16 protein-coding genes and 1 tRNA gene are annotated in these 12,107 nt (G+C 67.1%); 11 read left to right on the top strand and 6 right to left on the bottom strand.

All coding sequences use genetic code 11. The features are described 5' to 3' along the window. Positions 1-45 precede the first annotated feature (45 nt). From phnL to phnP, 4 genes are read left to right on the top strand one after another with little or no spacing between them, the layout of a single operon-like run. The gene (gene phnL, locus ACM0M4_RS09010) at positions 46-762 is read left to right on the top strand and encodes a phosphonate C-P lyase system protein PhnL (protein WP_003098702.1); all 717 of its coding nucleotides are present in this window, start codon (positions 46-48) and stop codon (positions 760-762) included. Next, positions 752-1,915 (top strand): alpha-D-ribose 1-methylphosphonate 5-triphosphate diphosphatase, encoded by a 1,164-nt coding sequence (locus tag ACM0M4_RS09015; protein ID WP_003091776.1) that lies wholly within the window; start codon positions 752-754, stop codon positions 1,913-1,915. Before phnL ends, ACM0M4_RS09015 begins: the two co-directional genes overlap by 11 nt. Continuing rightward, complete coding sequence (gene phnN / locus ACM0M4_RS09020; protein ID WP_003098703.1) at positions 1,915-2,472, top strand: phosphonate metabolism protein/1,5-bisphosphokinase (PRPP-forming) PhnN; 558 nt, start codon at positions 1,915-1,917, stop codon at positions 2,470-2,472. Before ACM0M4_RS09015 ends, phnN begins: the two co-directional genes overlap by 1 nt. After that, positions 2,463-3,233 (top strand): phosphonate metabolism protein PhnP, encoded by a 771-nt coding sequence (gene phnP, locus ACM0M4_RS09025; protein ID WP_003122225.1) that lies wholly within the window; start codon positions 2,463-2,465, stop codon positions 3,231-3,233. Before phnN ends, phnP begins: the two co-directional genes overlap by 10 nt. A gap of 38 nt (positions 3,234-3,271) precedes the next feature. On the opposite strand, the gene ACM0M4_RS09030 is transcribed toward phnP, so the two are convergent. The 4 genes from ACM0M4_RS09030 to ACM0M4_RS09045 all read right to left on the bottom strand — a co-directional run bounded on the left by ACM0M4_RS09030 (position 3,272) and on the right by ACM0M4_RS09045 (position 4,733). Next, positions 3,272-3,457: a PA3371 family protein gene (locus ACM0M4_RS09030; protein WP_003098706.1), complete on the bottom strand. Its 186-nt coding sequence runs from the start codon at positions 3,455-3,457 to the stop codon at positions 3,272-3,274. A gap of 51 nt (positions 3,458-3,508) precedes the next feature. After that, entirely contained in the window at positions 3,509-3,655 is a 147-nt protein-coding gene (locus ACM0M4_RS09035) for a hypothetical protein (RefSeq protein ID WP_003091766.1), read from the bottom strand. Between the two features lie 88 nt (positions 3,656-3,743). After that, positions 3,744-4,022: a hypothetical protein gene (locus tag ACM0M4_RS09040; protein WP_003113127.1), complete on the bottom strand. Its 279-nt coding sequence runs from the start codon at positions 4,020-4,022 to the stop codon at positions 3,744-3,746. Positions 4,023-4,214: 192 nt separating this feature from the next. Further along, positions 4,215-4,733: a GNAT family N-acetyltransferase gene (locus ACM0M4_RS09045; protein WP_003091762.1), complete on the bottom strand. Its 519-nt coding sequence runs from the start codon at positions 4,731-4,733 to the stop codon at positions 4,215-4,217. Between the two features lie 119 nt (positions 4,734-4,852). Here ACM0M4_RS09045 and ACM0M4_RS09050 point away from each other — a divergent pair. Next, positions 4,853-4,929, top strand: a tRNA-Arg gene (locus ACM0M4_RS09050). A gap of 50 nt (positions 4,930-4,979) precedes the next feature. Here ACM0M4_RS09050 and ACM0M4_RS09055 read toward each other — a convergent pair. Continuing rightward, a complete protein-coding gene (locus ACM0M4_RS09055; RefSeq protein ID WP_003109297.1) occupies positions 4,980-5,318 on the bottom strand; it encodes a hypothetical protein in 339 nt (112 codons plus the stop codon). Positions 5,319-5,584: 266 nt separating this feature from the next. Here ACM0M4_RS09055 and ACM0M4_RS09060 point away from each other — a divergent pair, with 266 nt between their 5' ends. From ACM0M4_RS09060 to ACM0M4_RS09080, 5 genes are all read left to right on the top strand, one after another. Further along, positions 5,585-6,625 (top strand): aliphatic amidase, encoded by a 1,041-nt coding sequence (locus ACM0M4_RS09060; protein WP_024928322.1) that lies wholly within the window; start codon positions 5,585-5,587, stop codon positions 6,623-6,625. A gap of 82 nt (positions 6,626-6,707) precedes the next feature. Next, complete coding sequence (locus ACM0M4_RS09065; RefSeq protein WP_017149237.1) at positions 6,708-7,823, top strand: AAA family ATPase; 1,116 nt, start codon at positions 6,708-6,710, stop codon at positions 7,821-7,823. 25 nt (positions 7,824-7,848) lie between these two features. Then, the gene (amiC, locus tag ACM0M4_RS09070; protein WP_003117566.1) at positions 7,849-9,006 is read left to right on the top strand and encodes an aliphatic amidase expression-regulating protein AmiC; all 1,158 of its coding nucleotides are present in this window, start codon (positions 7,849-7,851) and stop codon (positions 9,004-9,006) included. Then, positions 9,003-9,593, top strand: a complete 591-nt coding sequence (gene amiR / locus ACM0M4_RS09075; protein ID WP_003098722.1) for a transcriptional antitermination factor AmiR — start codon at positions 9,003-9,005, stop codon at positions 9,591-9,593. The genes amiC and amiR overlap by 4 nt, the downstream gene beginning before the upstream one ends. 47 nt (positions 9,594-9,640) lie before the next feature. Then, a complete protein-coding gene (locus ACM0M4_RS09080; RefSeq protein WP_003098725.1) occupies positions 9,641-10,159 on the top strand; it encodes an AmiS/UreI family transporter in 519 nt (172 codons plus the stop codon). 53 nt (positions 10,160-10,212) lie between these two features. Here ACM0M4_RS09080 and lecB read toward each other — a convergent pair whose 3' ends face one another. Further along, positions 10,213-10,560 carry a fucose-binding lectin LecB gene (lecB, locus tag ACM0M4_RS09085; protein WP_003098728.1) on the bottom strand — a complete coding sequence of 116 codons (348 nt, stop codon included), beginning with the start codon at positions 10,558-10,560 and terminating at the stop codon, positions 10,213-10,215. A gap of 467 nt (positions 10,561-11,027) precedes the next feature. Here lecB and ACM0M4_RS09090 point away from each other — a divergent pair, with 467 nt between their 5' ends. Continuing rightward, on the top strand, positions 11,028-12,086 hold the full coding sequence (locus ACM0M4_RS09090; protein ID WP_054376118.1) for an HlyD family secretion protein: 1,059 nt from the start codon (positions 11,028-11,030) through the stop codon (positions 12,084-12,086). Positions 12,087-12,107: the final 21 nt, after the last annotated feature.

The raw sequence follows: 12,107 nt of genomic DNA on the forward strand, positions 1-12,107 counted from the left end.
AAGCGTCGGCGCCGGTCCGCGCGACGGGCGCCCGGAGAAGTAGCGATGAACAACCTGATCGAGGTCCGCGACCTCAGCAAGACCTTCACCCTGCACCAGCAACAGGGCGTAGTGCTCAATGTGCTGCGCGGGCTCAACTTCAATGTCGCCGGCGGCGAATGCCTGGTGCTCCACGGACGCTCCGGCGCCGGCAAGAGCACCCTGCTGCGCACGCTCTACGGCAACTACCTGCCGGCCGGAGGCAGCATCCGCCTGCGCCACGCCGGCGACTGGTTGGAACTGGTCGGCGCCGAGCCTCGCGAGGTGCTCGCCGTGCGTCGCCAGACCCTCGGCTACGTCAGCCAGTTCCTGCGGGTGATCCCGCGGGTGGCGACCCTCGACGTGGTCATGGAGCCGGCCCTGGCCCGTGGCTGGAGCCGCGACAGCGCCGAACTGCGGGCGCGCAGCCTGCTGGCCCGGCTGAACATCCCGGAACGCCTCTGGCAACTGGCGCCGGGTACCTTTTCCGGCGGCGAGCAGCAACGCGTCAACATTGCCCGCGGCTTCATGGTCGAGTGGCCGATCCTGCTGCTCGACGAGCCGACCGCGTCCCTCGACGAAGCCAACCGCCAGGTAGTGCTGGAGCTGATCGGCGAAGCCAAGGCCGCTGGCGCCGCGTTGATCGGCATCTTCCACGACCGCGCCGCCCGCGAGGCGGTGGCCAGCCGCTACCTGGACATGAGCCAGGAGCTTTCCCGCCAGGAGCAAGCCCATGTCGTCTGAACGCGTTCTCAGCAATGCCCGGGTAGTCAGCGCCGAGCGGGTCTTCGTCGGCAGCGTGCTGCTGCGCGACGGCCTGATCGCCGCGGTCGACGAAGGCCGCAGCCACCTGGCCGGGGCCGAGGACCTGGGGGGCGACTACCTGCTGCCCGGTCTGGTCGAGCTGCACACCGACAACCTGGAGAAGCACATGACCCCGCGTCCCGGCGTCGACTGGCCATCGGCCTCGGCGGTGCTGGCGCACGACGCGCAGATCGTCGCCGCGGGAATCACCACGGTGTTCGACGCGCTGTCCATCGGCGACGTCAACCCCAAGGGCAAGCGCATGCAGCAGTTGCCGAAGATGCTCGAGGCCATCGGCGAGGCCGCCGCCAGCGGCGACGCGCGCGCCGACCATCGCCTGCACCTGCGTTGCGAGGTCAGCCATCCGCAGACGCTGGAGGTGTTCCGCGAACTGGTCGAGCATCCGCTGGTGCAACTGGTCTCGGTGATGGACCACGCCCCCGGCCAGCGCCAGTTCGCCAGGCTGGAGAAGTACCGCGAGTACTACCAGGGCAAGTACCACCTGAGCGATGCCGAGATGGACGCCTTCATCGTCGAGCAGGTAGCCAACTCCGAGCGCTACAGCGACGCCGCCCGTGCGGCCATTGTCGATGTCTGCCAGGGACGCGGCCTGTCGGTGGCCAGCCATGACGACGCGACCCTCGCGCATGTCCGCGAGTCGGCCGGCTACGGCATGGCCATCGCCGAGTTCCCGACCACCGTGGAGGCCGCCAGGGCCAGCCACGAGCACGGCCTGCAGGTGCTGATGGGCGCGCCCAACGTGGTCCGCGGCGGTTCCCACTCGGGCAACGTGGCGGCGGCGCAACTGGCGGGAATCGGCGTGCTGGATATCCTTTCCAGCGACTACTATCCGGCCAGCCTGCTGCATGCGGCCTTGCTGCTCGCCGGCGAGCACAGCGAGTATGATGCGATCCGCTACGACCTGCCGCGCGCGGTGGCGATGGTCAGCCGTACCCCGGCGCTGGCCGCCGGGCTGACCGATCGTGGCGAAATCCGCGTCGGCCTGCGCGCCGATCTGCTGCAGGCGCGGGCGCTCGGCAACAACCAGCCGGTGGTGCGTCAGGTCTGGCGCGGCGGGCAGAGAGTGTTCTGATGACAGGCAGACTGATTTATCTGATGGGGCCTTCCGGCTCGGGCAAGGACAGCCTGTTGCAGGCCGCGCGCGAGCCCCTGGCGCTGCGCGGCTGCCGTATCGTGCGGCGGGTGATCACGCGCTCCGCGGAAGCGGTGGGGGAGGACGCCCAGGCGGTGACTCCGGCGCAGTTCGACACCCTCGAGCGGGCCTCGGCGTTCGCCATGAGCTGGCGCGCCAACGGCCTTTGCTATGGCATCCCAGTGCAGATCGACGAGTGGCTGGCGCAGGGCTACGACGTGCTGGTGAACGGCTCGCGCGGCTACCTGGCGCAGGCCCGCCGGCGCTATCCGGATCTGCTCGCGGTCCTGCTCGGGGTGAAACCCGAGGTGCTGCGCCAGCGCCTGCTGGCGCGCGGCCGGGAAAGCCCCGAGGAAATCGAGGCGCGCCTGGCGCGCAACGCCGAGTTCGCCGCCGGCCTGGAGGGCCCGCTGTTCCAACTGGACAACTCCGGTGACCTCGACGACACGCTACGCACCCTCCTGGCCCGTCTCGGCAGCGACCGCGCATGCGCCTGACCCTGCTCGGCACCGGCGACGCCCGCCAGGTGCCGGTCTACGGTTGCGATTGCCCGGCCTGTCGCAACGCCCGCGCCGACGCCGGCCTGCGTCGCCGTCCCTGTAGCGCGCTGCTGGAGTGCGCCGGCCAGCGCTGGCTGATCGACAGCGGCCTGGTCGATCTCTGCGAGCGCTTCCCGCCCCATAGCCTCGACGGCATCCTCCAGACCCATTACCACGCCGACCACGCCCAGGGCCTGCTGCACCTGCGCTGGGGCCAGGGTCTGGTGATCCCGGTGCACGGCCCGGCCGACCCGGAGGGCCTCGCCGACCTCTACAAGCATCCGGGTATCCTCGATTTCAGCCAGCCCTTCGGCGCCTTCGAGCGGCGCCAGTGGGGCGCGCTGGCGGCGACCGCGTTGCCGCTGGTCCACTCGAAGCCAACCTTCGGCTACTTGCTGGAGGGGGCTTCCGAGGAGGGAACGATACGGCGCCTGGCCTACCTCACCGATACCGTCGGGCTGCCGGCGGACAGCGCCTCGCGATTGCTCGCGGCGCCGCTGGACCTGCTGGTGCTGGACTGCTCGATGCCGCCGCAGGAGCGGCCGCCGCGCAACCACAACGACCTCACGCGGGCACTGGAGTGCATCGAATCGCTGCGTCCCCGGCGGGCCGTGTTGACTCACGTCGGGCATACGCTGGACGCCTGGCTGCTGGACCACCCCGCTGCGTTGCCCGAAGGGGTGGAACTGGCGCGCGACGGCGTGTGCCTGCCGCTGTGAGCGACGCTGTAGCGCCCGGCAAAGCGCTGCGGGCGAAATCAGTCCAGGCTTGGATCGAAGCGGATTCGCCGACCTACCACCAGTGCAAACAGCAGCCATGCGCCGGAAATGCCCAGCAGTCCCCAGGCGCACCAGGCGAGGAGGGTGGCCTCGGGCGGCAGGCTCAGCGCCAGGATCGCGCTGGCGATCACTACGAACAGAAGAATGACGGCGGATCGTGACATGGTTTCACTCCCGGAGCCCTCTCCGTCGGGCTCGCTGTTCCTTGTGCCGGCTCAGTGGCGCCGAGGTTCCGTGGCGCCCTTGTCGCTCAGCGGAAGCTTCGCTGGATATTCGTCTCCTCCGCGCTCTATCAGCCAGAGCAGCCCGTAGACGCCGACCGAAAGGGCCAGGGCGGTCAGCGGCAAAGCCAGGATCCACATGTTCTTTCTCCCTTCCGCCCGCCAGCATCCCGGGGACCTGTGCGGCGGTGTAGCGTCGTTGGATGCCGGTCTCCCGGCGCTTGCTTCGTCAGAATGTCCAGGCCTGTTCGTCGGCCGCGGTCACCAGCGCCGTGCCGCGCTCGTCCTCGCCTACGGTGACGATGCGCGGGGATTCGTCGGGCGCCTGGATCACCAGTTGTTGCGCAGCGGGTGCCCACTGCGGCGTTGCGTTGCTGTCCAGCACTACCGGCCTTTCGCCGTTGCGTTCCTGCGTCCTGTCCTCGTCGCCCAGTGCGCTGTTCTGGAAGACTACGAGAGCCAGCAAGGAAAGAAGTCCGGTGCCGACCAGGTTGCGTGAGCTGCTCATGTTCACCTCCATTTCGTAGCTTTGCCAGGCAGATGGCCAAGGTTTGATCCTGAGGGTCTTGTAGCAGCGGTTGTGCCAACTTTTTTCTATAAAAAATCCTTTTAAATCAATGAATTATATATTTGATCTAGACTCTCTCGCATGCACTTTGCACGGATGGGCATTTTACCGGTTGCAAAATGCATGATGATGTCAGCCCAGATGCAGCGCCAGGCTTACGCCGTGGCTGGTGAACCCTAGCGCGGCATAGAAGCGCTGCGCGGTTTCCCGGTCCTGATGACTGGAAAGCGCCAGTTTGTAGCAGCCCCAACTGCGCGCGCGCTCCACGGCCCGGCCGATCAGTTCGCGGCCTACGCCCTGGCCGCGGGCGTGGCGGTCGACCACCATGTCTTCGAGAATCGCCGAGCGGGCGAAATCGTGCGCCAGGTGTTCGATCAGATGCAGGGTGCAGGTGCCGAGCAGGCGCTCGCCGCGCTCGGCCACCAGGGTGACCCGGTCGCCGCGCGGTCGTTGCAGCTGGATGGCCAGCAACGCCGGGTCCGGGCGCGGATCGGCGCTACCGAGTTGCTGTAGCAGCAACGACAGGCGCGGCGCGTCGTGCTCGCTGGCGATCCGCACGTCGAAGCTGGCGAAGGGGGAGTCCGGTATCCGCGGCTGGCGCGGGGCGTCCGGCAGGTCCTGTGCGGCGGGAATGGCGACGGTCTGGTTCATGCTGCACCTCCAGGGTTGCGGAAAATTATGCGCAGCCTTGGTGGCAGTGGCATGACAAACGCTTTCTCTGCCGTTAACATGCCGCCCGGACGCGGCGCACCGCTCGCCATGTCCGGCGTGTCCCGGTAGCTCAATTGGATAGAGCATCCCCCTCCTAAGGGGAAGGTTGGAGGTTCGACCCCTCTCCGGGACGCCATTTCATGCTCTGCTCCAGCTTCCCTCGCCGCTTCGACAGTCCGCTTGCCGTCACTTTCTCCGATAGCTTTTCTTGCCGCCCGGCGTCAGGCAGTACACCCCTCCGCGCGGGCCTGTGCAGAACGAGCCGCTGCCACAGGCACAGCCCTGCGTCGTGCCTTGCAGACGCTGTACGGCGGGTTGTCCGGTACGTCCTCCGGCGTTGCCGAAGTAGGCCGCGCAACTGCGCTTCGAGGCGCTGATGGAGCCGTCGTTGCAGAGGAAGATATCGCCGTCGCAACCGGCGATACCGCCTTTCTTTCCCGAGCAGGGGCTATTGGCGGCCAGCGCCGGAAGTGCGCAGACCGACAGGAGGAAGAGGGCGATCGAGGCGAAGAGTCCGAATTTCATTGGCGAAGCTTCCGTGCGAATGATGGCTGCATGCTATCTCAGGCGCGCGCCGTGCGCTTTCGCGAGCGCGCCGATTACATGGTCTTACCCGAGCCTTGACAGGTCTTTTCAACGGGGCTTATAAGTGGCGCCATCAGGTCATGCGCATCAGCGTCGATGTCGCGGGACCGAACCTAACGCATACGCACAGAGCAAATGGGCTCTCCCGGGGTTACCCGGGAGGGCCTTTTTTCGTCCCGAAAAAATAACAACAAGAGGTGATACCCATGCGTCACGGCGATATTTCCAGCAGCAACGACACCGTCGGAGTGGCGGTGGTCAACTACAAGATGCCGCGCCTGCACACCGTGGCGGAGGTCCTGGACAACGCCCGGAAGATCGCCGACATGATCGTCGGCATGAAGCAGGGCCTACCCGGCATGGACCTGGTGGTGTTCCCCGAGTACAGCCTGCAGGGCATCATGTACGATCCGGCGGAGATGATGGAAACCGCGGTGGCGATCCCCGGCGAGGAAACCGAGATATTCTCCCGCGCCTGCCGCAAGGCCAACGTCTGGGGCGTATTCTCCCTCACCGGCGAACGGCACGAGGAGCATCCGCGCAAGGCGCCGTACAACACCCTGGTGCTGATCGACAACAACGGCGAGATCGTCCAGAAGTACCGCAAGATCATTCCCTGGTGCCCCATCGAGGGCTGGTATCCCGGTGGCCAGACCTACGTCAGCGAAGGGCCGAAGGGCATGAAGATCAGCCTGATCATCTGCGACGACGGCAACTACCCGGAAATCTGGCGCGACTGCGCGATGAAGGGCGCCGAGCTGATCGTGCGCTGCCAGGGCTACATGTACCCGGCCAAGGACCAGCAGGTGATGATGGCCAAGGCCATGGCCTGGGCCAACAACTGCTATGTGGCGGTGGCCAACGCCGCCGGCTTCGACGGCGTGTATTCCTACTTCGGCCACTCGGCGATCATCGGCTTCGACGGTCGTACCCTGGGTGAGTGCGGCGAGGAGGAAATGGGTATCCAGTACGCCCAGCTGTCGCTCTCGCAGATCCGCGATGCGCGCTCCAACGATCAGTCGCAGAACCACCTGTTCAAGATCCTCCACCGCGGCTACAGCGGCTTGCAGGCGTCCGGCGATGGCGACCGGGGCCTGGCGGAGTGTCCGTTCGAGTTCTACCGCACCTGGGTCACCGACGCCGAGAAGGCGCGCGAGAATGTCGAGCGACTGACCCGCTCGACTACCGGTGTGGCGCAATGCCCGGTCGGCCGGCTGCCCTACGAGGGACTGGAGAAGGAGGCCTGACGGCAGACGCCGCCAGCCCGGCGTGCCGTCGTGCGGCACGCCGTCTCCGCCATTTCCCCCTGTGGCAGAAGGAGTTTCATCCATGCCTTTTCTGAGCGACATGCTCGACCAGTCCCGCCGGCAGCAGGACGAGGAACAGGCCCTGGCGCGGGAGAATCTTGCCGAGGCAAGTCTGCTCCAGGCCCACCTGAGTCACCGCAGCGCCCTGCACAGCCGTTTCCGTTTCGACCCGGCGGCGGTGATGGACTGCCTGCGCGCCGAGGTGCTCGGCCAGGATCCGGCGCTACAGGCCGTCGAGGACATGCTCAAGGTGGTTCGCGCGGACATCGCCGACCCGCGCCGTCCGCTGTTCAGCGCGCTGTTCCTCGGCCCCACCGGGGTCGGCAAGACCGAGATCGTGCGCGCCCTGGCCAGGGCCCTGCACGGCGACGCCGAGGGGTTCTGCCGGGTGGACATGAACACCCTGTCCCAGGAGCACTATGCCGCCGCCCTCACCGGTGCGCCGCCGGGCTACGTCGGGGCGAAGGAGGGCACCACCCTGTTGGAGCAGGACAAGCTGGACGGCAGTCCCGGGCGCCCCGGCATCGTTCTCTTCGACGAACTGGAGAAGGCCAGCCCGGAAGTGGTCCATGCGCTGCTCAACGTGCTCGACAACGGCCTGCTGCGGGTCGCTTCCGGCGAACGCACCTACCATTTCCGCAATACCCTGGTGTTCATGACCAGCAATCTCTGCGCCCATGAGATCCAGCGCTACGACGAGCGTCGCCAGCGCCTGCCCTGGCGCCTGCTGCCGGTCGGCGGCGAGCGCCGGCGGCGGGACATCGACGGGATGGTCCGGGCCCGGCTGCTGAAGACTTTCTCGCCGGAGTTCGTCAATCGTCTCGATAGCGTGGTCACCTTCAACTGGATCGAACGCGACGTCGTCGCGCGCCTGGTCGAGCTGGAGGTGCAGCGGCTCAACCGGCGCCTGGAGAAGCATCGCTGCCGCCTGGAGGCGACCCCGGAGGTGCTGGCGAAGATCGCCCGCGCCGGCTTCGACCGGCAGTTCGGCGCCCGTGCGTTGCGCCGCAGCGTCCGTCATCATCTCGAGGTACCGCTGGCCGAGCATCTGCTCGACCACCACCAGCCGGGCGACGGGAACTGCACGACCTACCTGGCGAGCCTGGAGCACGAGCGGGTTCGCTTCGTGCGGCGCTGAGCGACAGTCACAGGAGAGGAAACGGATGGGATCGCACCAGGAGCGGCCGCTGATCGGCCTGTTGTTCTCCGAAACCGGCGTCACCGCCGATATCGAGCGCTCGCAGCGCTATGGCGCATTGCTTGCGGTCGAGCAACTGAACCGCGAGGGCGGCGTCGGCGGTCGCCCGATCGAAACGCTGTCCCAGGACCCTGGCGGCGACCCGGACCGCTATCGGCTGTGCGCCGAGGACTTCATTCGCAACCGGGGGGTACGGTTCCTCGTGGGCTGCTACATGTCGCACACGCGCAAGGCGGTGATGCCGGTGGTCGAGCGCGCCGACGCGCTGCTCTGCTACCCGACCCCCTACGAGGGCTTCGAGTATTCGCCGAACATCGTCTACGGCGGTCCGGCGCCGAACCAGAACAGTGCGCCGCTGGCGGCGTACCTGATTCGCCACTACGGCGAGCGGGTGGTGTTCATCGGCTCGGACTACATCTATCCGCGGGAAAGCAACCATGTGATGCGCCACCTGTACCGCCAGCACGGCGGCACGGTGCTCGAGGAAATCTACATTCCGCTGTATCCCTCCGACGACGACGTGCAGCGCGCCGTCGAGCGCATCTACCAGGCGCGCGCCGACGTGGTCTTCTCCACCGTGGTGGGCACCGGCACCGCCGAGCTGTATCGCGCCATCGCCCGTCGCTACGGCGATGGCAGGCGGCCGCCGATCGCCAGCCTGACCACCAGCGAGGCGGAGGTGGCGAAGATGGAGAGCGACGTGGCAGAGGGGCAGGTGGTGGTCGCGCCTTACTTCTCCAGCATCGATACGCCCGCCAGCCGAGCCTTCGTCCAGGCCTGCCATGGTTTCTTCCCGGAGAACGCGACCATCACTGCCTGGGCCGAGGCGGCCTACTGGCAGACCTTGTTGCTCGGCCGCGCCGCGCAGGCCGCAGGCAGCTGGCGGGTGGAAGACGTGCAGCGGCACCTGTACGACATCGACATCGACGCGCCCCAGGGGCCGGTCCGGGTGGAGCGCCAGAACAACCACAGCCGCCTGTCTTCGCGCATCGCGGAAATCGATGCGCGCGGCGTGTTCCAGGTCCGCTGGCAGTCGCCCGAACCGATTCGCCCCGATCCTTATGTCGTCGTGCATAACCTCGACGACTGGTCCGCCAGCATGGGCGGGGGAGCGCTCCCATGAGCGCCAACTCGCTGCTCGGCAGCCTGCGCGAGTTGCAGGTGCTGGTACTCAACCCGCCGGGAGAGGTCAGCGACGCCCTGGTCTTGCAGCTGATCCGCATCGGTTGTTCGGTGCGCCAGTGCTGGCCGCCGCCGGAAGCTTTCGACGTGCCGGTGGACGTGGTCTTCACCAGCATTTTCCAGAATCGCCACCACGACGAGATCGCTGCGCTGCTCGCCGCCGGAACTCCGCGCACTACCCTGGTGGCGTTGGTGGAGTACGAAAGCCCCGCGGTGCTCTCGCAGATCATCGAGCTGGAGTGCCACGGCGTGATCACCCAGCCGCTCGACGCCCACCGGGTGCTGCCTGTGCTGGTATCGGCGCGGCGCATCAGCGAGGAAATGGCGAAGCTGAAGCAGAAGACCGAGCAGCTTCAGGAACGCATCGCCGGCCAGGCCCGGATCAACCAGGCCAAGGCGTTGCTGATGCAGCGCCATGGCTGGGACGAGCGCGAGGCGCACCAGTACCTGTCGCGGGAAGCGATGAAGCGGCGCGAGCCGATCCTGAAGATCGCTCAGGAGTTGCTGGGAAACGAGCCGTCCGCCTGAGCGATCCGGGCCGACCAGAACAATAAAATAACAAGAGGGGTATCGTCATGATGCTGGGACTGGTTCTGCTGTACGTTGGCGCGGTGCTGTTTCTCAATGCCGTCTGGTTGCTGGGCAAGATCAGCGGTCGGGAGGTGGCGGTGATCAACTTCCTGGTCGGCGTGCTGAGCGCCTGCGTCGCGTTCTACCTGATCTTTTCCGCAGCAGCCGGGCAGGGCTCGCTGAAGGCCGGAGCGCTAACCCTGCTATTCGCTTTTACCTATCTGTGGGTGGCCGCCAACCAGTTCCTCGAGGTGGACGGCAAGGGCCTCGGCTGGTTCTGCCTGTTCGTCAGCCTCACCGCCTGCACCGTGGCGATCGAGTCGTTCGCCGGCGCCAGTGGTCCGTTCGGCCTGTGGAACGCGGTCAACTGGACAGTCTGGGCGTTGCTCTGGTTCTGTTTCTTCCTGCTGCTGGGGCTGTCCCGCAGCATCCAGAAGCCGGTGGCCTACCTGACCCTGGCCAGCGCCATATTCACCGCCTGGTTGCCCGGCCTGCTGCTGCTCGGGCAGGTGCTCAAGGCATAGCAGGAAGTCGGAAAGGGATGGCGGCTTGCCGCCATCCCGTCCCTTCCGAACTCCTAGCCGAGCGGCCAGTTGATCACCACGACGGCGTCGTTGTAGTCGTTGTCGGTGCCGTCTTCAGAGCCGACCAGGGCGAAGTTCAGCTCGTTGGTCAGGATTACCTGTGCCGAGACCAGATCCGAGGGGCGGCCGTTGACGCTGACCTGGACCTGTACCTTGCCACTGCTGCCGGAGTTGAGCACCTGGGTGCCGATGACGGCGTTATTGGTGCTTTGCCCGCTGAAGGTCGCGGCCGTCTCGTTGTTGACCAGCACGTTCACCGTCTGGGTTCCGGACGAGTTGGCGAAGGCGGTGACGCCGAACCGGGTGTTGGCGGGAAGGGTGAACACTCCTTGTGTTGCCATGGTGTATCTCCACTGAATACCTGGCCTGCCTTTTCAGGCAGCCGTCTGGCGCGCGGTATGGCGTGTCGGGAGAAATCCGCAGTCCTTGGCGGCAGGCGATGCGCAGGCAGGAAGGACGCATCGTTCAGCCAATCTACGCCGTCGACCGGGCGCGACCACTGCTAGAGTTCGCAGGAGGGCTACAGGGGTATCCTGGCACTGGCGATGCATGGCCCGGTGCCGGACTGCGGCAGCGGCCTGCCGTGCCGGCTCGTTCGATTGTTACGCTGTCTGTAACGATCTATTGCCGATGCCGGCAGGCCAGGGGCGATTGTCTCGAAATATACTGCGTCACCTGGTCGCCGCAGCGGCGACGGCTACCCACTGGCCGTCGTCCGGGTCGCCGGTTCCATCCCGGCCGCGCCAACCCCCGCATTCAGGCCCCGCTGCGGCGACTGCATTCCCGCTGGATTCGAGGCTCGTACCCTATGACTCCCGATCAACGATTTGCCCGTTGGGTTCAAGTCGCTATCGCGGTATTCGTGTTGCTGTTCGTCTACTTCCTGGTCGCCGACCTGTGGATGCCGCTCACCCCGCAGGCCCAGTTGACCCGGCCGGTGGTGCGCGTCGCGCCGCGTGTCAGCGGTCAGGTCGCCGAGGTGCTGGTGTCCAACAACGGCCACGTGCAGCCCGGCGAAGTATTGTTCCGCCTCGATCCCGAGCCTTTCCGACTGGCCGTGCGCCAGGCCGAACTGGCACTGGAGGAAGCCGAGCGCACCAACCGCGAGCTGGATGCCGCCATCGCCTCGGCCAAGGCCGACCTCCTGGCCGCGCGCAGCAGCGCCGGCGAGCTGGACAGCGAGGCGCGCCGCACCGCCCAACTGGTGCAGCGCCACCATGTGTCGCAGCAGATGCACGAGCAGGTCAGCGCCCAGGCCCAGGCCGCCCGTGCCCGGGTCGCCGCGGCCCAGGCGCGGATCGGCGAGCTGACCGCGCGACGCGGCACGGCCGGCGAGGACAACCTGCGCCTGCGCCAGGCGCGCAATGCCCTGGCCCAGGCTCGTCTGCAACTGCAATACAGCAGCGTCCGGGCCGACCGCGCCGGGACCCTGAGCAACCTGCAACTGACCCCGGGCACCTACGTTCCGGCCGGAACGCCGGTGGCGGCGCTGGTGGACGACAGTATCGACATCGTCGCCGACTTCCGCGAGAAATCGCTGCGCTACGTGCGCCCTGGCGACCGTGCGGCGGTGGTGTTCGACGCGCGTCCCGGCGAAGTGTTCGGCGCGCGGGTGGCGGCCATCGACGCCGGGGTCAAGGAGGGCCAGCTGGACGCCAACGGCGACCTCGCCGCGCCGGTCACCTCCGACCGCTGGGTCCGCGACGCCCAGCGCCAGCGCCTGCACGTGGTGCTCGACGAACTTCCCGAAGGCCTGCTGCCCACCGGTGCCAAGGCCACCGTGCAGCTCTATCCCGGCGACGGCCTGAGCCATCTGCTCGGTCGCGCGCAGATCGTCGCCATCAGCCTGCTGCACTACGTCTACTGACGCCATGCCGGCCAAGCTCGC

The organism is Pseudomonas sp. 18-147, from assembly GCF_051048045.1.
In the GTDB taxonomy this organism is placed as follows: Bacteria; Pseudomonadota; Gammaproteobacteria; order Pseudomonadales; family Pseudomonadaceae; genus Pseudomonas; species Pseudomonas aeruginosa.

Bases quoted from the DNA above. Each gene is read 5' to 3' on its own strand.
- phnL (WP_003098702.1), top strand. From the start codon at position 46: ATGAACAACCTGATCGAGGTCCGCGACCTCAGCAAGACCTTCACCCTG.
- ACM0M4_RS09015 (WP_003091776.1), top strand. From the start codon at position 752: ATGTCGTCTGAACGCGTTCTCAGCAATGCCCGGGTAGTCAGCGCCGAG.
- phnN (WP_003098703.1), top strand. From the start codon at position 1,915: ATGACAGGCAGACTGATTTATCTGATGGGGCCTTCCGGCTCGGGCAAG.
- phnP (WP_003122225.1), top strand. From the start codon at position 2,463: ATGCGCCTGACCCTGCTCGGCACCGGCGACGCCCGCCAGGTGCCGGTC.
- ACM0M4_RS09030 (WP_003098706.1), bottom strand. From the start codon at position 3,457: ATGTCACGATCCGCCGTCATTCTTCTGTTCGTAGTGATCGCCAGCGCG.
- ACM0M4_RS09035 (WP_003091766.1), bottom strand. From the start codon at position 3,655: ATGTGGATCCTGGCTTTGCCGCTGACCGCCCTGGCCCTTTCGGTCGGC.
- ACM0M4_RS09040 (WP_003113127.1), bottom strand. From the start codon at position 4,022: ATGAGCAGCTCACGCAACCTGGTCGGCACCGGACTTCTTTCCTTGCTG.
- ACM0M4_RS09045 (WP_003091762.1), bottom strand. From the start codon at position 4,733: ATGAACCAGACCGTCGCCATTCCCGCCGCACAGGACCTGCCGGACGCC.
- ACM0M4_RS09055 (WP_003109297.1), bottom strand. From the start codon at position 5,318: ATGAAATTCGGACTCTTCGCCTCGATCGCCCTCTTCCTCCTGTCGGTC.
- ACM0M4_RS09060 (WP_024928322.1), top strand. From the start codon at position 5,585: ATGCGTCACGGCGATATTTCCAGCAGCAACGACACCGTCGGAGTGGCG.
- ACM0M4_RS09065 (WP_017149237.1), top strand. From the start codon at position 6,708: ATGCCTTTTCTGAGCGACATGCTCGACCAGTCCCGCCGGCAGCAGGAC.
- amiC (WP_003117566.1), top strand. From the start codon at position 7,849: ATGGGATCGCACCAGGAGCGGCCGCTGATCGGCCTGTTGTTCTCCGAA.
- amiR (WP_003098722.1), top strand. From the start codon at position 9,003: ATGAGCGCCAACTCGCTGCTCGGCAGCCTGCGCGAGTTGCAGGTGCTG.
- ACM0M4_RS09080 (WP_003098725.1), top strand. From the start codon at position 9,641: ATGATGCTGGGACTGGTTCTGCTGTACGTTGGCGCGGTGCTGTTTCTC.
- lecB (WP_003098728.1), bottom strand. From the start codon at position 10,560: ATGGCAACACAAGGAGTGTTCACCCTTCCCGCCAACACCCGGTTCGGC.
- ACM0M4_RS09090 (WP_054376118.1), top strand. From the start codon at position 11,028: ATGACTCCCGATCAACGATTTGCCCGTTGGGTTCAAGTCGCTATCGCG.